The following is a 23027-nucleotide window of genomic DNA, read 5'->3' as shown; positions in this document are numbered from 1 at the left end:
CCTACTTAATTGCTGTTGACAAACCCAGTTGAAGCATTTCGTTTTGAGACATCAACTCGCAGTTTTTGGGGTTATAACAGCCTTCTACAAATCCCTTTTCAAAGTCACTCAGCGACAAGCAAGCTTTATTGTTATCACCGCCAAACTTGAGATGTTCAAGAATCTTTGCCACGTATGTATTTTTGCCAAAAATATTGTCAGTGACCCTCACCCAGTGTCCAAGTGGGAAACTCTTCACTATGCGGTCAAATTCTTCGTTGGGCTGGGATTCATTATTGAGTGTTAGGGATTGGGTGTTAGGAATTGACTGTGATGGGTCAATTTCTGCCATCACGCCTTGCTCAACTTCTTGCGTAGCAGTGCTTTCAGACACTTCTAAACTTACCTCTGTGATACTTTGTGATGGTACAAAAGTACTCTCAGTTAGTAATGCAGTACTATCTTCTCTACTTAGATAATTATTCATCTTTTCTATATCAACTAAAGAATCTTGATTTAATGCCTCACACGCATCACAGGCTTGCTGGACAAGTACTTCAACCATCACACTTGGCATCACAGAACCATCACACAACCCATCACATTCTGCTGATTCAGTGTTTTGTAATTGTAATTCTGGTGTGGCAGAATACATCTTTGTGATTAACGGTGGTAAATCATCGGAATCGGTGCGTAGCCGAATCCCTTCAAAATATGAGCCACGTCTATCGGTTGCTTTGGCGATCGCAAGCTTCAGCTGTGCTTGCAATAAATCCAGTAACAAATTAGTAAACCGTTTCTGAGATAACGGCTTTGTTCCGGTATGTTCCGCATATTGGCAATAGTTAGGGTAAAGCCAAGTATCGATGTTCCTGTAGGATGACCAAGATTCAGACTGGCCCATATCGCCAGTCGTGTGTCTCACTTGTTGGGCAATGCCCACATAATTCCTAAACCCGGACTCTTCTACGAGTGCTTCATCTGCCCAAGCAGCCAGCGGATTGGTTTCTGTGAGCATCAAAGCTTTTTCCCGCTCAAGAGATGCTGAAGCTTCGCAATGGTTTCTAAGTAGCTCTCTGGCCCGAGTTTCACCGATGGCTAGAACCCAGTTCAAAAGCCCAGGAATGTATTCGGCGAACTCCCCAAACATCTCACCAGTGCCACGGAAATCTAGCAATGTTCTTTGATTGCGGCGCTCAACCTGATTGTCGAATCTTACTGTGATGCGGCGGCGTTCAAGTCCAGAGGTGTAGTCAGCAGATGATATTGGTTCGTTAGCTGCCACAAGAACCATGCCTTCAAAGATGAAACCGGATGTGGATTGCTGAAATTTCCGCTCGTAGGGTAATAGGTCTGAACCGGTTGCCGCTTTCAAAATTGAAACTTCTCCGGCAAAGCGCTCTGAGTCAGTGATTACACACAGCCTTTTACCTTTTAAGGAAGAGGATTCAAAGTTAGAACCCTCAAGCTTTTGCAGTTTGGTTGAGTGGGTGTTGCTAAAACCTACAAGTGCTTGAGCCAGTCTCGTAAATGTTCCCTTCCCCGTCCCCCCCTTCCCGATTATTTCTAGATATTGCTGCCATTCGTAGCGTCCAGTGGCGATCGCATACAAATAGGCTCTCAATACTTCAATAGTTCCTTCATCGCCAACCTGGGATTTAAACCATTCCTCAATAGGGGTACAAGTTGCGATCGCCAAATACGGATATGGCAAGCACCAAGTTAACCGGTTACCTGGGCAGTGGTCACTAAGTTCAAGGGTTTGGGGATTCAGAACCCCATTGAGCAGAGGAATCAAACCCTTAATTTCATTCCATTCTTTAACCGCCAGCTTTGCTCTAAGCTTGCGTTCAACGCCAGAAGTGAATTTTTGTGAGATGGGGTGCGGTCTACCGTGACTGTCACAAAACTGGTATTTGTATGGCTTGATTTCTGTTTCGCAAATTAGTTCTACGGCATCAGAGGTTTCATTCCCCCAAATGCCCTGAACGTTTGCAGAATAACGAAGCCACTGCTGTTGGTTAACATCGTATGCCAGCTGATCGCGATACTTTTCAGCAATTAAGTCACTAAACTCGGACTCACACCAGCTTTCAACAAATGGAGTGTGATCGCCACCGTTACCACCATCACCACCGAAGTCATGCTCTTCAAGCCTTTGGGAGAACCTGTCAGATGTCACACCAATAAGCCGATTCATCTTTTCAATAAATTGTTCGCGGCTCCAATCCCCATTACCCATTACCCAATCGGCAATATCACCCTTTTCGGGCATCTCGTCCCAGAGTTCTAGGGGGTTCAGGATGAGACAGGGGAATTGCAGTTTTGCAGCTGCATTACCGACGGCAGCAGCTTTCTTTTCCCCAGGTTCGTCGTTGTCTGGCAAATAAATTAAACCATTGACACCAGCCTTTTTCAGGGAAATCAAACCACCTTCAATATCAATATCTGACCATCCTGAACCCATCCAAGTAATGGTGCAAAGCTGCAACGAACGCGCTGCCTCAACGGACTTTTCGCCTTCAACGCCCAGAACCCATTTACCAGAGCCAAATTCTTCAGCTTCTGATAACCGGTAAATGGGCCAAGGTTTCTCACCTTTGCGATTGACTGCTTTGCCCTCAGCGTTGATGTGGTAGGGAACCGTTTTTTTGTTGGTTCTAACGTGTTCGGTGTAGTAATCGGTTCTTACTACCCACTGGTCGCAACTATATTGATATGTGATTTCTGTACTTGTCCCCTTTTGGATTACTGGTAAAGGCTCTGGGACTTCTGGCAACTCAGCAAGAACTATTTGACCTTCTGGCAACGGTGCCGATTTATAAACTTTGACTGGGGAATTAATAACCCGAAGATTTCCGCGCCTGCCTGAACCACCGCTAGGGATTCCAGCTTGTTCGAGGGATTCTGATAAAGGTGCGATCGCTTCTCTGATTTGCTGTGATGTACATCCACCCGAATAACACCCAAATCGCCCGGCACTTTTGCCAGTTTTCTGAACCTCGAAATTATTGCCGCCGCACACCGGACAGTAGGCGCGGATGGTTGACCGGGTTTCTCTGACTACCTGGAGTTTTTCTAGGTGGTCGAATATCGAAAACGTTGGGAGTGGTTGAAGACTGTAAACCATTTTCTTAGGACTTACTCTGAATAAATTGAGAAATGCTAGAGGCGAGTTTCAATATCTGTCTCTGGAGAGAGGGGTTCATTTGCCGAGATTGGTATCGTATTAAGCCCATCAGTTTTTGGTTTGTTTCTTCTGTGTTCGCCCATGTTCTCTACGTGTTTGCTTTTGGGTGTGGGCACTTGAAGCGGTTCTAAGCCCAGTCCTTTACGGATAAACTTCTCGGCTAAGTGGCTTTCCCATACGTTTTGCTTTGCTGATTCTGCGGCTAGCGCTTCATGAGTTTCGGGACATAAACCCAATGTTTTTTGAACTCTTCCCCCAGCAATGACTTTCAGTTGTCTAACGACAAACGGCTTTTCGGGTTTTTGCTTTCTTGTTCTAGTTCTTGCCATACAGACACCAAAATGGATGCTGAAATCACTATGTCACTATTATCAACCAGATTGGATGCTACAGCAACCAAAAAAAGCACTAATTTAAATCTTAACGAGCATAAAATTCAAACCAGTCCAGTGAACCCACAACAAGGAGAGCTAGAGCAAAGAAAGCGATTTGCTGAAGTAGTCAGAGATTTAAGAGCAGGACGAAAGTATCGAGCTTTCGCCAAACTTGTTGGTGTGAGCCACTCGACAATTGTTGATTGGGAAAACTGCAACGTTAGTGTTAGCGATGCCAACCTTGAAAAAATCGCTTTTCTAAGGGGGCAGACTCTTCAAGAACTCAAAGATTATGTTGACGGCAAAAACCCGATTTCGCACATTGATAGATTGCTTCTTATGGTAAATGGGGCCTCAAAAGAGCAGTTAGCAGTGGTCATGAGAGCGATCGCTGCCCGACTTGAGAGTATTTAATAATTTAAAATTTACGAATCCCTTGGGAGATAAACATAAAAGCTGGTTATCCAAGGGATTTTTGCTGAATATACATATTGCTTAATAAAATTTATCATATCTTTCATCCTCCAATCTGGTTGCTGGAAGTGGATTGATGTAAACTGGTTTCTATAGCAACCGTTTTGGTTGCTTGAAATCAACCCAAAACTACCATGCCTAGACTAAGAAGAGAATTTACAGCCCTCGACATGACAGGGTTTGAAATCGATAAATCAATCCGACATACTTCTGTTAACCGCCAAATGGTTGACACCGCTTGTTCTGTACTTCAGAAAAACGGTATTGAGATATCAGTTCGTCTTGTTATGGACGCGCTCAAACAAATCTATGGATTGGGTGGGAGTGCTGAAAACCTCTGCAATCTCCTCAGAGATTGGAGGAAGGACAACTTGGAAGCTGTTAAAGCTGGACGCAACGAAACGGATATATTCAGCGCTATTCTTAACTGCAACACAATCCTAGACAAATCAGAAGTTCCTACTGAGTTTCTACAATTTATGGAACAACAGGCAATCATTGGTTATACCTTTGCCTGGCAAAAAGCAGACACCAGTGTTTCTGGCGATCGCATTAAGTTACTTTCAGACGAAAACGACTTGCTGAAATCTCAGCTTATAGGGCTGCCAAAAATGGAGCTTGAATTGGGATTTTATAGAGAGCAATACTTAAGAAAAGATGAAGAACTGAAAGAAGCTTATATAAACCTCAGCAAACAAAAACTAGCTGATTCAGAGGTTGTTGGTGAACAAATAACCGCTTTACAACAAGAGCGCAATGAGCTTGTAGCTAAAAATAACGAACTGGCTAAACAAGTTTCTGAAATGGCGGAGTTTCAAGGGAAAGCCGTTGAGCGCGATGGCGAGATTGCTAGATTAAACGGCGCACTAGAGGCCCGCGAACGTGAGACTTTTGCTATGCGTGAGCAGATTCAAAACCTTCAGGCGGAGGTGGGACAGAAGCAAATTCTACAGACTCAACTTGCAGTAGCCCAAGTCCAACTAAAATCGGCAAACGAATCAATTACCAAACTACAAGCACAAGTTCAGGAGTCCAATTCTGAACTTCAAGTAGATATTGATGTAGACAGTCTTAACTCCGAGATTAGGAAACTGACCGACGAAAGAGACACGCTTAAACTCCGTGTTGAAGAACTAGAGGCTCAGGTTGTCAAGAAGGGTAATAAGCCCCAAAAACCCCAGAGAGAAACAGTAGCAGCTTAGTGTTATCCCCGTAGCGGTTTGTTCTGTTACGGGAACAGTTTTTTAACTAACCATGAATAAAACGATTTTTGACGAAGAGCAAAGAGCTTACTTAACTCAGTTCCGTAACAAGCGTTGTGGCTGGGTTAGGTCGAGTATATCTGCTAAAAGATTGAATGAAAAACAAGCAAAATTTTGGTTTGAATTACTGTCTAAGTTTTTTGGCAATAAATATTCTATTAGGTCGATATGACAGAAACCAAAGCAACCTATAAAACTGGCGAGAAATCAGAGCTTGAATTGATGCTGTCGGCTCGGTTTCCTCTGATATATGTGGTGAGTCCAGAGGAGGAAATAGTTGAGAGTGAATTGATTGCGATCGCCCAATCACGCAAATTTCAAATCTACTTCTGGGATTTCACCAGGGGCTGGACAGACGACAATCCGAGAAAACCTGGTAACCCGATGAATGCTTTGGAGCGTGTTGCAAGAGCATCTGGTAATCAAGCGGCGTTATTCATCCTCAAAGATGTGGCCACTTTAATTGCACCAAGCACAAGTGGTCAAATCACGCCCGCACAGTTGCCGTTAGTTCGGGAAATTAAAAATCTTGCTGGAGAGATGGCACGGGACAGGCGCACACTAGTTTTACTGTCCGACCAGTTGCGTTTACCTCTAGAACTGCGGGAAGAAACCACGATTATTGATTTCTCTCTACCCACAGCCATAGAAATTTCCATCCTCATTAATCACCTAGTTGGCAAGAAAACCAACTTATCTGAACCCGAACGTGAGCAATTAATTAAGGCTTGCCAGGGGTTGAGCCGATGCCGCATCAGTCGGGTGTTGGCTAAGTGTTTGGCTAGGACTGGGAAAGTTGATGAGAGTGCGATCGCAGCAGTTATCGAAGAAAAACGCCAGACCATCAGAGAAACAGGCATTCTAGAATTTATTCCTGTGCAAGCTGGTATGGAATCAGTCGGGGGACTGGAGAATTTAAAGCAGTGGGTCAGAGTTCGGGCCAATAGTTTTAGTGACGCCGCTCGTGAGTACGGTTTACCCAGTCCCAAAGGTTTACTGCTCGCTGGAATTCAAGGTACTGGTAAATCACTTTCAGCCAAAACCATTGCGGCGGAGTGGAAATTACCACTACTAAGGCTAGATGTCGGGCGCTTGTTTGGGGGGCTGGTGGGTGAAAGTGAAAGCCGGGTGCGTCAAGTCATTAAGTTGGCTGAGGCGATCGCACCCGTGGTTTTATTTATTGATGAAATTGATAAATGCTTTTCCAACTCGAACTCAGACGGCGACTCTGGGACATCAAAACGAGTGCTGGGAACACTGCTCACATGGATGCAGGAAAAAACCAGTTCTGTTTTCGTGGTGATGACCGCAAATAATGTTGAGGTTTTACCGCCTGAACTAATTCGTAAAGGTCGGATTGATGAACTGTTTTGGCTTGACCTTCCGAATCAAGAAGAACGGGCCCAAATATTTCGGGTGCATCTATCACGCATTAGACCGAATAGCGAATTTGATTTTGAATTACTCGCATCTCGTAGTGACAGTTTTTCAGGCGCGGAGATTGAACAGATTATTTATGAAGCAATGCAGTCTGGCTTCAGTCGATCGCAAGAATTTGGGATTGGGGATTTATTAGGTGCGATCGCTGGCTGTGTGCCACTAGCGCAAATTTCTAAAGAGAAAATTGCCAAACTTATACAATGGGCGCAAACAAATGGTGTGAAGAGTGCCAGCATTACCCCAGATAGTGGTGATAAAAAGGCAATTTATAGCGAGTGGAACGCTTGAATTAGTGCTACCGCCTTTGGGGAGTTAATGATTGAGGTATTTGAAATGTCAGAAAAGGAATTTCTTAGATTTCACCATGAAAATGCGCCGTCTAACCTCAGCCCTAGTGAGACAGAAGCACCAACAGAAATTGTATTTTTACTCCAGCGAGTCGAAAAAGTTCTTAGGCAAATTGCAGTTAGTGATGAGTACAGAAAAATACGGCAACATGAGTGTTTTACAACCAATAACGACCTTGAATTAGAAGATGCAATTCAAGCTGTGAATGAAGTACAAGATGCTATTAATTTAGTTCGTGAGACTTTTAAGTGTGACAAATGCGATCGCTTAGTACCTTGGCAAAAAGGAGCGGATAACGATATGCCTAATGCTTGCGATGACTGTTGGGCTAAAGCACATTCTGATTAAATTTAAAGCGTGATAGGTGTGTCGCTCCCACCACCAAAAAATATGTACGCGCTGACAGTTAGAGAACCCTACGCAACTTTGTTATCTCTGGGAATTAAAAAATTTGAAACCAGAGATTATCCAATCAGACACAGAGGGGATTTAGTCATTCATGCTGGTAGGAATGAACAAGAATTCTATATGCTGGATGAAATCAAAAAACGCGTTACTGACCCTCGTGTTCATAGGTTAACTGTTGAAGATTTGAAGAAGAACTTAGGGAAAGCTTTGGCGATCGCTAATCACTACAATTGCATTTGTATGGATGAGACATTTATCAGTATGCAAAATCCTGATGAATTAGCCTACGGATTTTTCAGTTCAGGCAGATTTGCTTGGGGGATGAAAGATATAAGGCTTTTGATAAACCCCATACCTATTATGGGGCAACAAAAATTGTTTCTGTTTCCGCCAGACCTGATAAGTCAGGTAAAAACTAACGATGCTGAATACAACAAGCATCTGAAAAAACAGTATCGGTTTTAGTGCTACCGCCTTTAGGTCTTGGAATAATCAAAACTAAAATGATACCTAGAAAATGGCAAACTTCACTATGCTACAAATGCAGATTTTTCCATGCATATCCATCAAACGATGATTGGACATGGGAGTGTAACCACCGAGATAAAGACTATGGAGCCGAAAGCAGTACTCCTTTAAATACTTGTCAGGGATACGTTAAAGCCAATTAAGGACTAATACCGTGCTACCGCTTTCTGGTTCTGACCACTTATTTTCTATAACAAATGCCAGAACCAGAAGCACCAGAAGAAACACAGGGCGAGGGTTCCCCGATTCCAGTTAATCAACCTGTCGAGGATTAAATTATGTTTGGGTTTGTAATTGCCTGGATGTCAAAATCCAATATTCTCTACTTAGATAGTGAAATTGGTAGAAGTGTCACCTTTGCCCCACACAAAAAAGGAGCAAAAATCTACCAAACTACAAGTGATGTGTGCAACCATATATACACCCAATTCAGAGAAAATGATACTCCAATTAAATCGCTTCCATGTGAGTGGCGAATTATTCCATTTGCATCTGAATCAGAATATCAAAAATGGTTATTCGACCAATCAAATTGGATTTCTCTTGGTGAAAAATGACCTTGAATAGCTTAATTACTGGATCGCTACCACTGCAAATAATGAAATTACTGGAGTTCATCAAACTAATCTGGTCTTTGCTAACAACTCAAAATTACGATTACGAGGAAAGAGACTGAATTATGGACGAAATAATTTTCTTAGTTGAAAGAGCTAGCTTGGCTCAAAAACTAGGCTTTTTAGATGACGCAATAGATATTTGTGAAAAAGCTCATTCCAGTCTTCTGACTTTTGCTCTAAATCCCTGCATTCCTTTGAAAGATGCAAACAAGATTTTGTTTGTAGGCAATGGAATTCTCAGACAAATAATAGCAATGCGAAAAGAAGTAAATAACAATTTGAGAAACAATGTGCAAAATTACTCTGGGATGGATAATTTGGAGAGCTAGGAGGTCTGTCGGTATAAGTCAAAGAGAACTCTGCAAAGAATTGATTAATTATGGTGTACAGATTGACTGGTATAAACTTTCAAAGCTTGAAAATAACCGCCTAGATATTTGCGATCGCGAGTATAACCAATTCACTGTTGCAATATGCCAAATTTTCAGTTTGGATGCCAGCTATGTTGAGGAGATTAGGCGACAAACAGAAGTTGAACCGCCAGCCGATTTGAGCCAGAGTGTGTTTCCAATTTATGTAAAAAACTTGAGGTGAAACATGGAACTAATAAAGAAAGCTTCAGACTTAGCTAAAGAATGAGGTAACGGAAACGGTGATTCTGTTATTGACGAAATCGTAAATAGCGATTCTGCTACTGCTGCGTACCTGGCGATCGCAATTGGCTTTCACCTTGATAGTGTAAATAGATTTTCACTCCAGGAAACCATTGAACAGAGAATCAGGCAAGAGATTTACAATGCCGCTTATCAGGTTTGCAGTGATGCCTATGTAGATCCTGAAATCAACCTCAATGGTTCATTCGCCGTTACGAAAAAGAATGACCCAACCATAGGTATTCTTTGGAATATACAGGATTCAGCCTATAAAGATTGCCCTGCTATTCAACCCATCACTTTCGTCACCTATCAAGAGGCGCAAAATTGGATAAATGATGGATGCAGAGTTGAGAAGGGTTCAATAATATTTGGCAAGAGTCCTGAACAAATCCGACAAAACTTAGCGGCTTTAAGTCGAAGTGTCAAACAGGCACAAAGAAGTTAGAAGCTTTTCAATGCGTCAATTCACAAGGATTGACGCTGCAAAACAAGAGGAAATTACCCAAAATGCAATATCAACAAGTTGAACTGACTATTGGCAAAGACGGCACTATTACCGAACGCGTGGTTAATGGCATCGGCAAAACTTGCACTGACCTGACCGCAGCACTAGAAACAGCGTTGGGTGAGGTGCGATCGCAGGAATTATTACCTGAATACAATCAGCGACCAATTGAAACTGAAATTCAACAGGATGACAATTTATGCCAGAACAGCTAATTACTCCAATTCATTGCTGTCATTTACCGGGGTGCAATACATATACACCACCTATTTACTTAATGTGCAAACGCCACTGGTATATGGTTCCGCCGCATTTACAGGCTTTAGTTCACAAGCATTATAAGCCTGGTCAAGAAATTGACAAAAACCCTAGTGTTGAATACTTAAGGGTTTCACGGTTAGCGATCGCAGCAGTTCAGAACAAAACCAATGGAACTTAAACCACCCTTGTTTGAGTTACTTCAGATTATCCGCCTTATTCTGACTTCTTAGCAGAGTTAACCTATTACCTTGAGAAGCCAGAAAAACCGGGGCGGATGGAGCGATCGCTAGAAATAGTCCAGAGCCATAATTCAGACAACCACCAAGAACAACTCAGGAGCAAAATGTCACATTTAAGTCACATCAAAACCACCATCAAAAACGCACAGGTTTTAGAATCCGTTCTAAGCCAAATGATTACTGACGGGCTAGACGGAATCCTCACCGGAGCAAAACTAGGGCGTAACGTTACTGAACATGAATTTGACGATAACGGAACAGTTGATTTTGTTATTCGCAGAACTCAAAAAGCTAACTGGAACGATTCTAGTGATTTTGGGTTTAGGAAGGTAGAGGAAGCATTTGAATTTCTGAGCTTTTATGGAGCGCGGGATTCTAAGAAATTTATACAATCTTTGACTCCCTGGTACGCCCGTGAGAATGCGATCGCGGCTCTAGTTTCCCAAGGCTTCAACATTGACGAAATCACCGAAGAAAACGGAGAAATTAAAATCCTAGCTGGTAAGTGGGGTTAATCTGCTTAACTTTCAATAAATTAGTCCTCACTGAGAAATCAGTGGGGGCTTTTTTAGGGCTGTATTTCTGAACTTATTAAAACTCAGAGCTAATAAAATACTATTTACTAGGGGTAAATTTAGCAAATCACTTAGTAACTTCAAAGCTGAAAATATTTTTTTTAGTATGAAAAGAGGGCGTTATTTTGTGTCTGGTTTGATAGAATGTTTTTAAGCAAAACTCACTCAATTTAAAGAAATATGGCAACTAATCTAACAGTCGCAACTGCTGCCAAGCTATTGAGAAACCGCATTGGCTACGACGAAGGCAATGATTTTGGTGGCTCAGAATCCAGCATTCCTGCATCTCTTGAAATCAGCACGAGCAAGAACCAAAAGGTTATTGATGATTTGAAATCAGAAAATGCTGATTTAATCAAGCCAAGGCTTTTATCTTTACACCGATCATTAACTAGAGCTTGGGCTAAACCTGAAATTGGTGTGGTGCCAACAGATTATAAAATTCCTGACGCCGCAAAATTTACTATTCAGACCAAAACGCTGAAAGAAACTCTCGCTTCTAAAGCCGAAACGGCAACACTTGAGCTGCTGACAGCAATCGCTAAATCTTACCCTAATCTTGTTAAGGGTGCTTTTGGAAACGACGTTCTTCTGCCTGTTGCTAATCCTGCCTCAGATACCCCTTTTACTGGTCTCTCAGAAGTTACTCAGCCGGTGGAATTAGTAAATGACATTTACGAAACCTATGGTTTGCTTGATAACGTTCGCGTGTACGTTGTAGATGCTGAAATGGACGCCTATGTGGGAGTGTTTATTGTTGGCGAAGCAAGCGATGGTATTGTAATCAGCCGCACACTGCAAGTTCAAACCTAATCTAATCTGGTTTAGTTTTGTCCCTGGACTTATCGGTCCGGGGATTATTTTTTAGGAGGGAAACTCATGACCGCAGGAATTTTGCAATTCGATAAACCGATTTATAAGTTGTTTGAAAACGGACAATGGGAATCAGGATTTGGGCCCGTTCAAGTTACTCGTACTGGCGGCTCCAGCGGTGAAGTGTCGGTTAAAGTTTCTGCAAGTACAGCAAAGGGCGATAGTGCCACGGCTGGTAGAGATGTAGAAAAACTCAGCCAAACGTTAACCTGGACTGATGGTGATACTTCACCTAAAGCTGTAGATATCAAAGCTATTGCAGACCTCTACCCTGAAATTACAGAATTTTTAACTCTCAAGCTCACCTCTATTAAAGGTGGGGCAAAATATGCGGCTGTCAAGACAGCACAGTTGCAAATTAGCGATAATGCGATCGCCGAAGTCAGTCCAAACAGTAACCTAGTTCTTTTGACAAAAGATAATATGGGTGTCCGCCTGAGTGTGCTTAAGGATTGGATTATTAGTTTCGTTCCAAAGGTTGAAGCTTTCATCAAAAAAACGCTGCCATCTCTCACCCTTTACAGCGCTACTGGTTCTGGTCAAGTTGGACAAGAACTAGTAACTTTTGAACCAAACGCCGAAGTTCACGTTCAAAACTGGTATTTTGCAGAAGCACCTACAAGTGCATCAGTCGCAACTTTAAACGGAGCATTCCCTGCAAAACTGGATATTTATCTTGGTTCTACCCAAGGCGCAAAAATTTGCTCTCTTGATATACCTGTAATGTCTGAGTGGCAAACTATTGAAGCTGATTTTACTGGTGTTAGTTCTGGGAATTACACCTTGGTTTTTGTTGCAACTGGCTACTACAGCATCAAAGATATTGTTTTTTTGCCCAACGCCAGCAGCAAGCCCGCCATTGTCGTTGCAGACAAAATAGTGTACTTACCTGTTTCTGGTAAAACCATCACTGTCAAGTTTGCAAACGGCGTTAGCGCGGACAAGACCAAAGGCATTGAAATTAAGAAATGGAACCAGATCCCCAATATTGCAAAAATCGGTGAAGAATTTGCTGTAAAAATCTTGGAAGGTCAGACTTATCAACCAGGAAATGAGCGGATTTTGTCCCTGTATGCATGGAATCTAGACAACACTATTTGGACTCCTGATGGTTTCTGGGATTGTGCAAAAATCTCTCTAGAAGAAAAAAGCCCTACTGAAATCATGGTCACCATTACTGGATTTTAAATTTATTATCGGCAGCAACAAAAATCCCCTCCGGCTCTAAACAGAAGGGGATTTTTTATTGGGAATTATTCACTGATTTAAGCGGCTTTCTGAAACAAATAGGCTAATTCGGGTACGTCTTTGGCTAGTTTCCAGCTACCTGTAATTTCTTGGTTCCAAACCGGACTTGTTGGTAAGATACCTTTTTCAAGTAGTTGGTCTTCAGCCACTTCAATCGGTTGACCAGCAATTTGAATGTACCAGCTTCTATTGGTTTCCTGCTGTAATAATTCGGTAGGAATTGGAGGGGGAAGTTTAGAATCAGGCGCGATCGCAACTGGCAAATCCTCAACAGGTTCTAACTCAGCTTTTAATGCTGGGTCAGGTTCAATGTCGAAGTTTTTAGAAAATTTGAGCTTTGGTTTATAGCTATCGGGAATGTCAATTTCTTCTTCTGTTTTCGGATTTCGTCCCTTGCGTGCTTTCAGGAATCTTACCGAAAAAGTTCCAAACTTGGGAATGTTTACATCTGATCTATTGGTCAACCTAATTTGAACAAATTTGAAAAAAGATTCCAGAACCATTTCAACAGTAGTTTTAGAAAATCCAGTTACATTCTGGATGTATTGAGAGACTTCAGGATTCATTGTTTTAACAGGAAACACATTTGGTCAATTATAACTTTATTGAGTAATCAAACAAGAGGGTTTTGTTAATTTCTTCTTGCGGCATATCCGCATTAAAAAGAACAACTCGTTTTGCCTTGTTTTGCCCATCAAAACTTATAGTGTAAATTTTCATGGTTTTGGTAAAACCGGGAAGTACATAGGGCTTAAACTTATCGCTGATGTTTCCAAGCAAGTGCCAACCCAATTGAGTTTTTGCACCATCCCATTTCATCTCAAGGGATAAATATTGCTTATCACCAAATTCCTGAATAATTGCCCTAATTTGAACCTGTTGCCCCTTCCAGTTTGCTGCCCATTTACCTTTGTTAACACCGTAAACCAATATCATCTCAGCTTCTTTGAGCTCGGTGTTTTTTAACTGCTGAATAATTTCATCAGCGAAAATCATGAACACCAACCCAGCATCACCAGTTTCAGCACGATGAGTAGCAGTCCAATAAGCAGACACCCAGGATTCACGGCTGTACAAACTACCATCGGGTTTGGTAATGGCGAAAGTTTTTTCCTTGCTATTCTTAGTCGCCTCGGCAACTTCCCGAATCATACGCGTAGAGTCATCGTTGGCAGCTTTCCACTCGATCGCGCTTTTCATAGCAGCCCGGTAAGCGGCTCGGTGTGCGATCGCCCTCTCCAACTGAATTTCCTCAAACTCCACATCACCAAATAAGACCTTTTCATAGTTACTTGGCTTGGAGTCAATAGTTAAGTCAGGCGCTTTCCAAAATCCGTTAACAGTTTGAACCAGTCGAGAAACTGTGTCAGTGGCTCCAGGTGTAACTTTGCAGGTGCGGTCACGATAACATTGCTCATCCTTAAAATCTTTCAACCAAGGCGCTTCACCTTCAACTTCGTCTAAGAACTTTTTGACTGCATCTAGCCCGTTGCTATTGTTGGGGTATGCAGACTTAAGACTATCTACTGCAATTTGTACCTGTTGGCTGAGAAAGTCGATAACACGCATTTCCTCATCTTCTTTTTGTTCTCCGCCGGCGGGGATTAGAATCACCGCATCTTCAGCATTGGCAGCCCGTGCCCTGGCTAACAGTGATGCAACAATTCCGGTTAGATCATTCATGCTTTTGATGGCAATTTCCTGTAAGCTTCCCTGCAATGCCATCTTGGGGAATTTTTTGGTTGTCGGGGGTTCGGCGAAATTGGTGATCGCACTTCGCATATTGGGGTAGGCGCTGGATTTAATCAAATTATAGAAATCCCCGTCAGTATCACCCCCTACTGTTAAAAGCAAAAGTTTGGGTGCGGCCATAATGCCAGTAGAGTTGAGGTAGGTGCCCTCATGCCTATTTTCCCAGAGTTGAATATCTCCCCAGTGCCGCATAGGGTTGCGGAAAACCATGTACTCTCCCGGCTCGAAATCGGGGGCACAAAAGACCCTTTTACCCTTGATTCGACCATCAGGCAAAACCACATGGTAGTGAGCCAGAGACTCATCAGGTTGTCCCATTAAACTGTAAAACCGAACACCCGCAGCTTTAGCCAGATTCAACCACACGGCTTGCATTCTTTCTTTTACCCGCCGCACGATATATGGATGCAAAAGCAGTAATCCGTTTTTATCAACTTGGATTACGCGAATCATGGTGTTTTCATACTCAGCTTCGGACTGCAAGCTATCAGAACCTTCTTCAAGTTCTGCTTCAGCTTCACTTTGGTCAATTCTGAGTATGTCGGCTAGGTCAACAATGCTGTTATATGCCTGGGAAAGGCGATCGCACTTTTCCTCTAACTTGCTGATAATGCCGTCTTTCTCCAAAGTCTGGAAATCAAACCACTGGAACAACATCCAACCCGGTTTAGCTCTGCGCTCCTCAGCTTCAAACACTAATCCCATTAAAAGTTTACCCTCATGATTTCCCAAAGCTGGTTTATTACCTTTGAGTGATGAGAGGGGAATTGCTAAGTCATAACCGGAACCGTCAAGTTTAGGGTTGTAGGCGACGGTACCTTTGCCAACCCACTCCTTAAATAATGCCGCTCTAAACTGTATCGGGCGTTCAGGGTCTACGGTTTTATCCTCATCATCTGCGGGTAATCCCAGCAAAGTCATTAAATCTCTACTTGCCTTGGCATGGGAATCGCCTGTTTCCCAGTGAATACCATTTACCTGGTCATCCAAAAAGTTGCCGTCAGCGTCGCGTGCTTCATCATCCACAACAACAAACTTTAGCTGTTTGTAAATGAGCTTCTTACATCCAGTGTGAACGATTGAACCGTAGATTATTCGTTTCCATTGATCTTTTTCAGCGCCGCCGTAGTACCTTTTGCCAATTGTTGACTTGTTTGCAAACGTAAAGCGTCCGTGATTCCTGGAGCCGCTAGCCAAGTCTAAGAAAAAAGCATTTTCGTAGTCTTTGGGTTTGAATGGGTTTAATCTCGTTGAGTTAGTTTCATTCTTGTCAATTTCCCCAATGCAAAATTCTGTATTTGGGTGAAGTGCTGCCAGTAAAATATTTCTCAATACAGTTGGCGTTGAATCTATCCACCGCTTTTGCTGGCAATTCCACACCGACCACTCTGCAATAACTGTAATTTCGCCTTGAGAACCGTCAGGAAGATAGCGAGTGTTTTTAAACTGTATAGCCATGTTTTTCCCCTTTACCTGTGAGTGACTAACGACTAATAACCAATGACTAATGATTTGCAAATATTTAAGATGTCAGAAAATCAAATCTTGCAGAAAAATTAGCCCATAGTGTGGCGGCGATTTCACCTTTTATAGGAATCAGTACAGGCAAAGTCATATCAACACAGAGTTTGCGATCACCTTTCTCAAACGTAAAACCGTAAATATTCGCGTAATCTTTGCCTGTTTCTTCGAGCAAACTAGTTTTCAGGTCGGCTAAATCCTTTAACCTTTCAGCGCTATCGCCGCTGATTCTTGCAGAGACTAAATCCGGGTCTTGGTCGTTACCAGTAGTAGCCAATAATGTCACCAAGTTGCCGACTTGAACTTTTTGTGACATCTTGATTGCCAGAATAATTATGATTGCGGCGGCAAGAATGTATGGGGCACAACTCGTTAAAAATGCCCATGCACCTGCAAACATTCCCGTATTATTGAACACGGAAGGTAGTAAATCTTTTGCGCCTCTGAGAATCCCGCCAGCTATGTAGCGAACAGCTTCAGTCCCAGATGCACCCAAGCCTTTCAGAACGATTGACGTAACTGTACTAACCAACCCTTCTGCCAGCGCTGCTGGGATTGCTACAGCTTTGAGGATGAAGGTTTTAAGAAGTTCAGAAGCGATCGCATTCACCACGCCCACAACATCGACAACCCCAGGCGCTGCAACCGGAATAATTGCTGAAGGTGAGAAATTAGAAGACAAAGATATATATTGCCCACTAATTGAATTGCTTTCGTAGGGTCTAGGAACCTTCATGAATTTTGTTAACTTTCTAATCAGGCGCTTGATTTTAGCGATTGCATCTTCTGCCGCATTACCTAATATTTCTTGTGTTTCTTCCAATACTTCAAGAAGCCAGTCTTTGTTTTTGGCTTCTGATTGTTTGATGCGATCGTAAATAGAAACTTCACCCATCTGACCGCTGTAGCTTTCAGATTGCTCTTTTACTAATCCCAGGTTTAAGAAAAGATTGTTTGCTTGAACTGCGGCGTTATAAATGCCAACATCTTTTTTTCTAGCTTTTGATTTGGAAAGCAGTTGATTAGCTTTTTCGGCTAAGTCCTTGTGGGTTTTGGAATTAAAACACTTGTTGATTCCGTAGGATGTGCGGAGCATTTCAATGGATGAAGTTTTTACAATATCCCCAAGTTCGGCTTGGGGAAAGAAACTAAGAATATTATCTATAGTTGGTAGATTGTCTCTGGAAAAGCTGATGGGTTTTAATCCATCAAGCCAATCGTAAGGACTATCTAACGCCTCGAAAATGTCATCCGGGATATCTAACCCACCTTTTTTAATCCAGTCTTCACCAGAAATTTGACTCAGAATATCTTCTTTACTCATGACTCATAACTGCCAATATAGTACATAAATACTGAATACTATATTTTATATCATGGGCAATAAAAAAGACCGCCTTAGAGAGGCAGTCTGTAATTTATTCGGTGTGATGGGCGATCGCATTTGCACGTAAGTTATTTTGACTCTTTAAAAGACAGCTTGCTTATTAAACTTTCTAGTATATTTCTTGGATAAAAACCCTCCAGATGCAGAGATAAGAACCAGCCCAAGTATAGTGGTGGGTTCTGGTACAGATGCAAGTTCATAGGAAGGCGCGTAACTAACGATTGTATCCCCAGTAGAGAAATTCCATTTTTTTGGGTTTGTCACTCCATCAAAAATGTTCCCAGGTTTTATATAAAAAGTGGGACTAAAATAAATTTCATATTCTGACTTAAGTTCGCCTCCGACATTGACCAAAATTGGTTTCTGAGAAGAATCACTAAAAAACCAGTGGAAATCCGTCCAAGCAACTCCAGTTTTATTGACAAATTGCCAAGAAGTTAGTTCGGTATCTTTAGGAATTGTAATAGTTCCTCCACCTAAATTGTCTACAGTCGTAGTTAAACCCATACCATAAGTAGCGCTTTGAATGCTAATAGCTCCGATCAAGCCGGCTACGCAGGCAAAGGTTAAATTCTGAAGTGACTGATATTTCATCATAAGTTTTTGCTAGACAGATTAAAATATTATACCGAAGCAGTCAGTACATTTTGCAAGTATTCTAGATCAAGTCTGCCAAAAACTTAACTCGCATGAGTGCGATCGCCGCCTGACAAGGAACTATAGACCGACTGACTAAATTAATAGCTTCTCTTCTACCTGCCGTCTTTCTCGGAACGCCACAATCTAATGGGGGTTTATTGGTTTTCCACCATCCTAAATAAGACACTCCAAGTATCCAGGGGGGAACCCCATCATCCACAGAGATGCTTCTACTGAAAGCTTGCGATCGCTCCCCAAACGCCCGGATTTTCTCAATGTCCATTCCAATTTGTTCATCCCAGCATTTCCACCCTTGCCGTTGCTGCAAGGATAAGTAGTTGGCGTGGGCAACAACAAATACTCTGTTTCGCCTGTGCGGAGCGCCAAACTCCGCTGCCGAGATGATTTCAACTTCTGTAGAATATCCTGCCATTCTGAGTCCAGCAATAACTGCTCGAAGTCCTCTATGGATAAATCCTTCAGGCTGTTCGATAACGATAAACCTGGGTCTACCAATGCAGATACAGCGCAAAGCTTCAAACCACAACCCTGATTCAGCGTGTGAGAGTCCGGTTCTGTGTCCAGCATTGCTTGTGCCGGTGCAAGGGAATGAAATGAAATAGACATTTATGTTTTGTAGTGGTGTGTAAGTTTTTATATCTGCGTGGATGGGAATTAGAGGATGGTGTAATCGCAATGCCAGTTGAGCGGCAGGATTAATTTCTATAAATCCAAATGTGCTGAAAATCTGGAAACCTGACATCTCGTTGATGATGGCGATCGCTAATTCCCAAGCACCAATTCCGGCAAAGAAGTCAATACAAGATAAAGGCTGCATCGTTGTTACAAATAATTGCTAGAAATTATTCTTTTTGTTATTCATCATTCGCTCAAGTCTTTTACAGTTTCCATCCTTGTCGTACTTAACCTGCCACCTTTTCAACTCAAAGCTCCCAGTTCGCAGGCAACGCTTTCTAGCTCTTTCAATAGTTGACTCTGCTGGATTATGCCAATCCTTTGCCAATCCAAGACAATAGTCCAAAGTTCCGCAGAAGGTGCAATCAGCAGTGTCGCTAATAAATTCCCAATCACCATCAGCATCAAATTCAGATATTTCTGTACTTTTTTTGTTCATAGTTTTTCGTGATAGATGAGTCAATTGATAGCGGTGATGTAATCAAAATAAAGGAAATCAGAAAGTCGTGGCTACCGCCAAGCGGTTTTGGTTTATTTCGTTTGGCGGTATTACCATGTCAACTCAAATTACGGTTAAAGAATTTCAACAAGTTCAGCAATTGTCTGATATTAATTTGCAGGATGTCATAACGAGAATCAAATTTTTGTTGAGTATTGAAGAAGATGAACAGTTATCTCAGTTGCTAGCTGGTATTAACTGTTCTCTAGAGGATTACTTGTACTGGAAATCCAAGCAATCTGCCAACTAGATTTAATTAGCGCCAACTAATTAAAGTAGGGGAAGGGATTTAATCTTTTCCCTAGAACATTTGTAATTACACAAAGTATACCTCAAGAAAACGATGAATATAATCAAGTTTGCTGGCATTGAAGGTAAGGTTTTACAAACTTCACCACACGGAAATTATTTAATTGTTCAGTTGAGCGATCGCATTGTTATTTGTGGGACATTTTCTAATCAATTTAATTGGCAGGAATCCCCAGATATTAGTTCAGGATTTGCGAGCTTTATCACTTATATTGGTTTAAAATCTAATTCAGAGTTCCAGCATTTTGCTGATTGGGCAATGCTGAATAATGGCTATTTTGAGGGTGATGACGGCACACCCAGAACAGCCAAGCGAGTGCAAAGATTTCCACTAGAAATTAAAGTTCGGGGTTTATTGCCGGAGTGTGTTGCTGAATTTGTACACAACGAATAACACAATAGCAGTTGGCGTTATTGATTCTTCAGTAACGCTATTCAAACTAAAGGAGAAGTATGAAACAAACCCGTAATATGTACCAACTTCATCTAGACAGAATTCCTTGGGCTAAAGAACAAATTGCAATGCTTAACCAATGGGAATTTATTATAGTTTCAGGAATTGAAAACGGGCAGCAATATAATCAAAAAATGCTTCAGGAAATTCAATCTGAATTAGCGTTAGTTAAAGCAATGCTACGCCACAGTGAAGACTTTGTTAGACTTTCGGAGATTTACTCAATAAGTCCAAAAATCTGGACTATTTACGTTGACTTTCAACCTGTTTGTCAAGTTAGCAGGGAACAAGAGTTTTTTGACTGGCGATTGCAAAACCCAGAAATTAGCAACAACAGGATTCAGGTTTCAATTCCTGAATGGTGGCTTGGTGAAAGAGCTAGAATAAATTAACAGGTGCAAAATGCGTGTAATTTGTTTGGTTTACAAAACTTCTGTTGAACTAGATAGAGTTTTGTTTAGTAAAAGTAAATCTGAAATAATTGTTCGGGTTATTGGCTTTGGTGAAAAAGTGTCTGAAGAGGTAAAAGTATCTCACATTCCAGCCGAATATACTTCGGTGATAGCGTTTCCAGAGTGTGGGATTTCGGTGTTTAAGGAGTAAATCCTGTGCTACCGCTTAGTAATTTTGATTTAGGATAAATAACATGATTGGACAATTATTTACAACCGGGATTCAAGTTAAACAGGTCTGCCCTGGTAACGAAAACAAATGGTTAGCATTCATCAACTTTACAGATGAAAGTCACTCCAATTTAGACGGTGTACACGGAACTATATCAAATAAGTACGGCAATGATTTACTAGCAGCTTGTAGAACAGTTTTGGAAGATGCTGGAAAAATGGGTATTAAAACAGTAAACTTCCCCAACATAAAACCAAAGCTTTATATTGCTGAACTGTTTGTCAATAATCCTGACGTTTGGCAGCAAATAGAGTTTGCGGCTAATATTTTGGAATTTGAAGTCAGTAATTGTTTACCAAAAGAATAGCGATTTAGTAACAGCACTACCAAGCTATTTAGTAGTGCTGCTTTTTTATGTCTACCGCTTTGTAATTTTGGTGTTTCATAAAAAAAACATGATTCAACAAGCAGTAAGAAACCCAAACAAACCTAGAACTAAGTTTTGGGGAGAATTAGGTAACATTGTAAGCGAGTACGAAAAACAAATCTCAGAACTAAAACAACAGTGTGAAACAGATTTAGAAAATCATCTAAATTGCCTTTCAGACTTAGCTTTGCTGGGGTTTTTGAGAGAGTGTATTAATTTAAAGGAGATGCGGCAAAATAGATATTTACAAGACATTCCACAACCACGAACACACAAAGAACTAGACGCTTCTGTTTGGATTAAACCTGTGATTGAAGGAATAATCTTAAGCAGAGGCTTAAGCTACTCAGAGAGCAAAAATGCTTTGATGAAAAATAACCAGGTTTACTTGCAATAATTGAAATAATACGTTGCTGGTTAGTACTGGTAGTTAAAGGAATAAAACCCAATGAACACAATTCAACAATCTTTGTTTGGTGAATCACAAGAAGAACTACAGGGAGACGATCGCCAAACTCCCAATGAAATAGCAAAACTCATAGGAGCTAAGTTAATTAAAACCACAGACGAAACGATTTTATGTCCTGCGGCTGGCACTGGTCAAATCGTGAAGTTTCTGCCAACTACAAGAAAGATTGTGTGTTGTGAAATTAATCACAATCGCTATCTCACAGGCATCACGAACACTGCACATATCGCTAATTGTCATTGGATTCATGGAAATTTTTTTCAGGTTTACTGTGGGTTCCCAGAGTTTGAGCCAATTGTTAACAACAAATTTGATTTAGTTATTGATAACCCACCATTTTCTAATGCTTTGGATTTTATTCAAACGAGCCTTGAGTTGCTGAATCCGAATAACCCAGAAGCTAGAGTTTGCTTTTTGCTGCCTGGAGATTATTTCTATGGCAAGCAGCGGCGGATGAAATTAAAATCTTTGGATTGCCACATCCATCACATCTATCCGACTGGTGTAGGTGATGGCAGAATTGCTTATCTAGATGTCAGTGGTAAGCCAGAGAAGGGAAGACAGGTCTATGACGTGGTGTTTGACATTCGTCTGAGAAGAAACGGTGGTGTAATCAGCTATTTGTTCGATTTGTAGCGATCGCCCCCATGCAGAAATGATTAAATCCTGTGTTGAATATCTGCTAACTCAAGTTTGAATCTTGGTGTTGTTTGGCAAAGCTTCTAGTTAATTCTAGAGGCTTTGTCTTACTCACACATATAGCAACTATTTAAGCTGAAGTATTAATATGGAACTAATCGAAGTTATCAACGGCAAAACACACGGTTTTCTTGGTAAAGACAAGATTTATATTGGTAGGGCTAATCAATCCTACAATCTGCCAAAATCGCCATTGTACAATCCTTACAGAATCGGTGAAGATGGCGATCGCCCAACTGTTTGCAAGAAATTTGATGCTTATCTTTACAAGAAGGTTAAGCGCTGGTCTGAAACCGGAGAGGTTGATGGCGAAGGCACAATCATGGAACTTCTAGAAATTTGCTTGAAGATTCTGGAGTTAACTTTCAAAGCAGATGATGAAGTTGAACCAATTCAACTAACCTGCTATTGTGCCCCGCTACAGTGTCACGGAAGCGGCATTATTAGGTGTGCCTATTGGGTGATTAAGCAAGAGTGGTTTGTGTTGGCTTATAAAGAATATTATCCCTAAGTTCTGGTGGCGTTTGCAGTTTGTGAACGCTACCGCGAACAGAAATTAGTTTATTTGAGTTGA

Annotated in this window: 27 protein-coding genes; 19 read left to right on the top strand and 8 right to left on the bottom strand. The window is 41.6% G+C overall.

Translation table 11 applies throughout. The features are described from left to right. Position 1 precedes the first annotated feature (1 nt). Together H6G32_RS11565 and H6G32_RS11560 are read right to left on the bottom strand one after the other, a co-directional pair. On the bottom strand, positions 2-3109 hold the full coding sequence (locus H6G32_RS11565; protein WP_190458253.1) for a DUF5906 domain-containing protein: 3108 nt from the start codon (positions 3107-3109) through the stop codon (positions 2-4). A gap of 35 nt (positions 3110-3144) precedes the next feature. Then, entirely contained in the window at positions 3145-3498 is a 354-nt protein-coding gene (locus tag H6G32_RS11560) for a hypothetical protein (protein ID WP_190458250.1), read from the bottom strand. Positions 3499-3510: 12 nt separating this feature from the next. Between H6G32_RS11560 and H6G32_RS11555 the strand changes: the two genes are divergently transcribed. The 12 genes from H6G32_RS11555 to H6G32_RS11500 all read left to right on the top strand — a co-directional run bounded on the left by H6G32_RS11555 (position 3511) and on the right by H6G32_RS11500 (position 12917). Then, positions 3511-3957, top strand: a complete 447-nt coding sequence (locus tag H6G32_RS11555; protein WP_190458249.1) for an XRE family transcriptional regulator — start codon at positions 3511-3513, stop codon at positions 3955-3957. A gap of 194 nt (positions 3958-4151) precedes the next feature. Then, positions 4152-5219: a hypothetical protein gene (locus H6G32_RS11550; protein WP_190458247.1), complete on the top strand. Its 1068-nt coding sequence runs from the start codon at positions 4152-4154 to the stop codon at positions 5217-5219. A gap of 228 nt (positions 5220-5447) precedes the next feature. Then, a complete protein-coding gene (locus H6G32_RS11545) occupies positions 5448-7007 on the top strand; it encodes an AAA family ATPase (RefSeq protein ID WP_190458245.1) in 1560 nt (519 codons plus the stop codon). Between the two features lie 45 nt (positions 7008-7052). Continuing rightward, positions 7053-7415 carry a hypothetical protein gene (locus H6G32_RS11540; RefSeq protein WP_206757965.1) on the top strand — a complete coding sequence of 121 codons (363 nt, stop codon included), beginning with the start codon at positions 7053-7055 and terminating at the stop codon, positions 7413-7415. A 42-nt stretch (positions 7416-7457) separates the two neighbouring features. Continuing rightward, positions 7458-7940: a hypothetical protein gene (locus H6G32_RS11535; RefSeq protein WP_190458241.1), complete on the top strand. Its 483-nt coding sequence runs from the start codon at positions 7458-7460 to the stop codon at positions 7938-7940. A 365-nt stretch (positions 7941-8305) separates the two neighbouring features. Then, entirely contained in the window at positions 8306-8560 is a 255-nt protein-coding gene (locus tag H6G32_RS11530) for a hypothetical protein (protein ID WP_190458240.1), read from the top strand. Positions 8561-8682: 122 nt separating this feature from the next. After that, entirely contained in the window at positions 8683-8949 is a 267-nt protein-coding gene (locus H6G32_RS11525) for a hypothetical protein (RefSeq protein WP_190458238.1), read from the top strand. Between the two features lie 834 nt (positions 8950-9783). Further along, positions 9784-9996, top strand: a complete 213-nt coding sequence (locus tag H6G32_RS11520) for a DUF2997 domain-containing protein (RefSeq protein ID WP_190458236.1) — start codon at positions 9784-9786, stop codon at positions 9994-9996. Next, entirely contained in the window at positions 9981-10220 is a 240-nt protein-coding gene (locus H6G32_RS11515) for a hypothetical protein (protein WP_190458234.1), read from the top strand. Before H6G32_RS11520 ends, H6G32_RS11515 begins: the two co-directional genes overlap by 16 nt. A gap of 165 nt (positions 10221-10385) precedes the next feature. Next, on the top strand, positions 10386-10796 hold the full coding sequence (locus tag H6G32_RS11510) for a DUF1257 domain-containing protein (protein ID WP_190458232.1): 411 nt from the start codon (positions 10386-10388) through the stop codon (positions 10794-10796). Positions 10797-11036: 240 nt separating this feature from the next. Next, the gene (locus H6G32_RS11505) at positions 11037-11669 is read left to right on the top strand and encodes a hypothetical protein (protein ID WP_190458231.1); all 633 of its coding nucleotides are present in this window, start codon (positions 11037-11039) and stop codon (positions 11667-11669) included. A 66-nt stretch (positions 11670-11735) separates the two neighbouring features. Further along, entirely contained in the window at positions 11736-12917 is a 1182-nt protein-coding gene (locus tag H6G32_RS11500) for a Calx-beta domain-containing protein (RefSeq protein WP_190458229.1), read from the top strand. A 77-nt stretch (positions 12918-12994) separates the two neighbouring features. Here H6G32_RS11500 and H6G32_RS27090 read toward each other — a convergent pair whose 3' ends face one another. From H6G32_RS27090 to H6G32_RS11470, 6 genes are all read right to left on the bottom strand, one after another. Further along, a complete protein-coding gene (locus tag H6G32_RS27090) occupies positions 12995-13543 on the bottom strand; it encodes an HU family DNA-binding protein (protein ID WP_190458227.1) in 549 nt (182 codons plus the stop codon). A 28-nt stretch (positions 13544-13571) separates the two neighbouring features. Beyond that, positions 13572-16187: a hypothetical protein gene (locus H6G32_RS11490; protein WP_190458224.1), complete on the bottom strand. Its 2616-nt coding sequence runs from the start codon at positions 16185-16187 to the stop codon at positions 13572-13574. Positions 16188-16251: 64 nt separating this feature from the next. After that, positions 16252-17574 carry a hypothetical protein gene (locus H6G32_RS11485; protein ID WP_190458222.1) on the bottom strand — a complete coding sequence of 441 codons (1323 nt, stop codon included), beginning with the start codon at positions 17572-17574 and terminating at the stop codon, positions 16252-16254. Between the two features lie 144 nt (positions 17575-17718). Continuing rightward, the gene (locus H6G32_RS11480; protein ID WP_190458220.1) at positions 17719-18234 is read right to left on the bottom strand and encodes a PEP-CTERM sorting domain-containing protein; all 516 of its coding nucleotides are present in this window, start codon (positions 18232-18234) and stop codon (positions 17719-17721) included. Between the two features lie 61 nt (positions 18235-18295). Beyond that, complete coding sequence (locus H6G32_RS11475; protein ID WP_190458219.1) at positions 18296-19114, bottom strand: DNA cytosine methyltransferase; 819 nt, start codon at positions 19112-19114, stop codon at positions 18296-18298. Positions 19115-19132: 18 nt separating this feature from the next. Continuing rightward, positions 19133-19411, bottom strand: coding sequence for a hypothetical protein (locus tag H6G32_RS11470; RefSeq protein ID WP_190458217.1), 279 nt, complete (start codon positions 19409-19411; stop codon positions 19133-19135). Positions 19412-19478: 67 nt separating this feature from the next. Here H6G32_RS11470 and H6G32_RS11465 point away from each other — a divergent pair, with 67 nt between their 5' ends. From H6G32_RS11465 to H6G32_RS11435, 7 genes are all read left to right on the top strand, one after another. After that, on the top strand, positions 19479-19721 hold the full coding sequence (locus tag H6G32_RS11465; protein ID WP_206757964.1) for a hypothetical protein: 243 nt from the start codon (positions 19479-19481) through the stop codon (positions 19719-19721). A gap of 93 nt (positions 19722-19814) precedes the next feature. Further along, positions 19815-20174, top strand: a complete 360-nt coding sequence (locus tag H6G32_RS11460; RefSeq protein ID WP_190458212.1) for a hypothetical protein — start codon at positions 19815-19817, stop codon at positions 20172-20174. Positions 20175-20233: 59 nt separating this feature from the next. Next, on the top strand, positions 20234-20626 hold the full coding sequence (locus tag H6G32_RS11455) for a hypothetical protein (protein ID WP_190458210.1): 393 nt from the start codon (positions 20234-20236) through the stop codon (positions 20624-20626). Positions 20627-20880: 254 nt separating this feature from the next. Beyond that, positions 20881-21225, top strand: a complete 345-nt coding sequence (locus tag H6G32_RS11450; RefSeq protein WP_190458208.1) for a hypothetical protein — start codon at positions 20881-20883, stop codon at positions 21223-21225. 88 nt (positions 21226-21313) lie between these two features. Further along, positions 21314-21682: a hypothetical protein gene (locus H6G32_RS11445; protein ID WP_190458206.1), complete on the top strand. Its 369-nt coding sequence runs from the start codon at positions 21314-21316 to the stop codon at positions 21680-21682. A gap of 51 nt (positions 21683-21733) precedes the next feature. Then, positions 21734-22390, top strand: coding sequence for a hypothetical protein (locus tag H6G32_RS11440; protein WP_190458204.1), 657 nt, complete (start codon positions 21734-21736; stop codon positions 22388-22390). A 151-nt stretch (positions 22391-22541) separates the two neighbouring features. Next, the gene (locus tag H6G32_RS11435; RefSeq protein WP_190458202.1) at positions 22542-22964 is read left to right on the top strand and encodes a DUF4326 domain-containing protein; all 423 of its coding nucleotides are present in this window, start codon (positions 22542-22544) and stop codon (positions 22962-22964) included. Positions 22965-23027: the final 63 nt, after the last annotated feature.

The organism is Cylindrospermum sp. FACHB-282, assembly GCF_014697195.1.
In the GTDB taxonomy this organism is placed as follows: Bacteria; Cyanobacteriota; Cyanobacteriia; order Cyanobacteriales; family Nostocaceae; genus Cylindrospermum.
Note: the sequence above shows the minus strand (reverse complement) of the source record. Positions and strands in the feature narration are given on the sequence as shown.

What these genes read in the sequence shown, in the direction of transcription:
- H6G32_RS11505 (WP_190458231.1), top strand. Translation starts at nt 11,037, where the DNA reads ATGGCAACTAATCTAACAGTCGCAACTGCTGCCAAGCTATTGAGAAAC.
- H6G32_RS11510 (WP_190458232.1), top strand. Translation starts at nt 10,386, where the DNA reads ATGTCACATTTAAGTCACATCAAAACCACCATCAAAAACGCACAGGTT.
- H6G32_RS11475 (WP_190458219.1), bottom strand. Translation starts at nt 19,114, where the DNA reads ATGCAGCCTTTATCTTGTATTGACTTCTTTGCCGGAATTGGTGCTTGG.
- H6G32_RS11440 (WP_190458204.1), top strand. Translation starts at nt 21,734, where the DNA reads ATGAACACAATTCAACAATCTTTGTTTGGTGAATCACAAGAAGAACTA.
- H6G32_RS11525 (WP_190458238.1), top strand. Translation starts at nt 8,683, where the DNA reads ATGGACGAAATAATTTTCTTAGTTGAAAGAGCTAGCTTGGCTCAAAAA.
- H6G32_RS11435 (WP_190458202.1), top strand. Translation starts at nt 22,542, where the DNA reads ATGGAACTAATCGAAGTTATCAACGGCAAAACACACGGTTTTCTTGGT.
- H6G32_RS11460 (WP_190458212.1), top strand. Translation starts at nt 19,815, where the DNA reads ATGAATATAATCAAGTTTGCTGGCATTGAAGGTAAGGTTTTACAAACT.
- H6G32_RS11520 (WP_190458236.1), top strand. Translation starts at nt 9,784, where the DNA reads ATGCAATATCAACAAGTTGAACTGACTATTGGCAAAGACGGCACTATT.
- H6G32_RS11560 (WP_190458250.1), bottom strand. Translation starts at nt 3,498, where the DNA reads ATGGCAAGAACTAGAACAAGAAAGCAAAAACCCGAAAAGCCGTTTGTC.
- H6G32_RS11490 (WP_190458224.1), bottom strand. Translation starts at nt 16,187, where the DNA reads ATGGCTATACAGTTTAAAAACACTCGCTATCTTCCTGACGGTTCTCAA.
- H6G32_RS11455 (WP_190458210.1), top strand. Translation starts at nt 20,234, where the DNA reads ATGAAACAAACCCGTAATATGTACCAACTTCATCTAGACAGAATTCCT.
- H6G32_RS11470 (WP_190458217.1), bottom strand. Translation starts at nt 19,411, where the DNA reads ATGAACAAAAAAAGTACAGAAATATCTGAATTTGATGCTGATGGTGAT.
- H6G32_RS11550 (WP_190458247.1), top strand. Translation starts at nt 4,152, where the DNA reads ATGCCTAGACTAAGAAGAGAATTTACAGCCCTCGACATGACAGGGTTT.
- H6G32_RS11450 (WP_190458208.1), top strand. Translation starts at nt 20,881, where the DNA reads ATGATTGGACAATTATTTACAACCGGGATTCAAGTTAAACAGGTCTGC.
- H6G32_RS11535 (WP_190458241.1), top strand. Translation starts at nt 7,458, where the DNA reads ATGTACGCGCTGACAGTTAGAGAACCCTACGCAACTTTGTTATCTCTG.
- H6G32_RS11445 (WP_190458206.1), top strand. Translation starts at nt 21,314, where the DNA reads ATGATTCAACAAGCAGTAAGAAACCCAAACAAACCTAGAACTAAGTTT.
- H6G32_RS11500 (WP_190458229.1), top strand. Translation starts at nt 11,736, where the DNA reads ATGACCGCAGGAATTTTGCAATTCGATAAACCGATTTATAAGTTGTTT.
- H6G32_RS11485 (WP_190458222.1), bottom strand. Translation starts at nt 17,574, where the DNA reads ATGAGTAAAGAAGATATTCTGAGTCAAATTTCTGGTGAAGACTGGATT.
- H6G32_RS27090 (WP_190458227.1), bottom strand. Translation starts at nt 13,543, where the DNA reads ATGAATCCTGAAGTCTCTCAATACATCCAGAATGTAACTGGATTTTCT.
- H6G32_RS11530 (WP_190458240.1), top strand. Translation starts at nt 8,306, where the DNA reads ATGTCAAAATCCAATATTCTCTACTTAGATAGTGAAATTGGTAGAAGT.
- H6G32_RS11480 (WP_190458220.1), bottom strand. Translation starts at nt 18,234, where the DNA reads ATGATGAAATATCAGTCACTTCAGAATTTAACCTTTGCCTGCGTAGCC.
- H6G32_RS11515 (WP_190458234.1), top strand. Translation starts at nt 9,981, where the DNA reads ATGCCAGAACAGCTAATTACTCCAATTCATTGCTGTCATTTACCGGGG.
- H6G32_RS11555 (WP_190458249.1), top strand. Translation starts at nt 3,511, where the DNA reads ATGGATGCTGAAATCACTATGTCACTATTATCAACCAGATTGGATGCT.
- H6G32_RS11545 (WP_190458245.1), top strand. Translation starts at nt 5,448, where the DNA reads ATGACAGAAACCAAAGCAACCTATAAAACTGGCGAGAAATCAGAGCTT.
- H6G32_RS11540 (WP_206757965.1), top strand. Translation starts at nt 7,053, where the DNA reads ATGTCAGAAAAGGAATTTCTTAGATTTCACCATGAAAATGCGCCGTCT.
- H6G32_RS11565 (WP_190458253.1), bottom strand. Translation starts at nt 3,109, where the DNA reads ATGGTTTACAGTCTTCAACCACTCCCAACGTTTTCGATATTCGACCAC.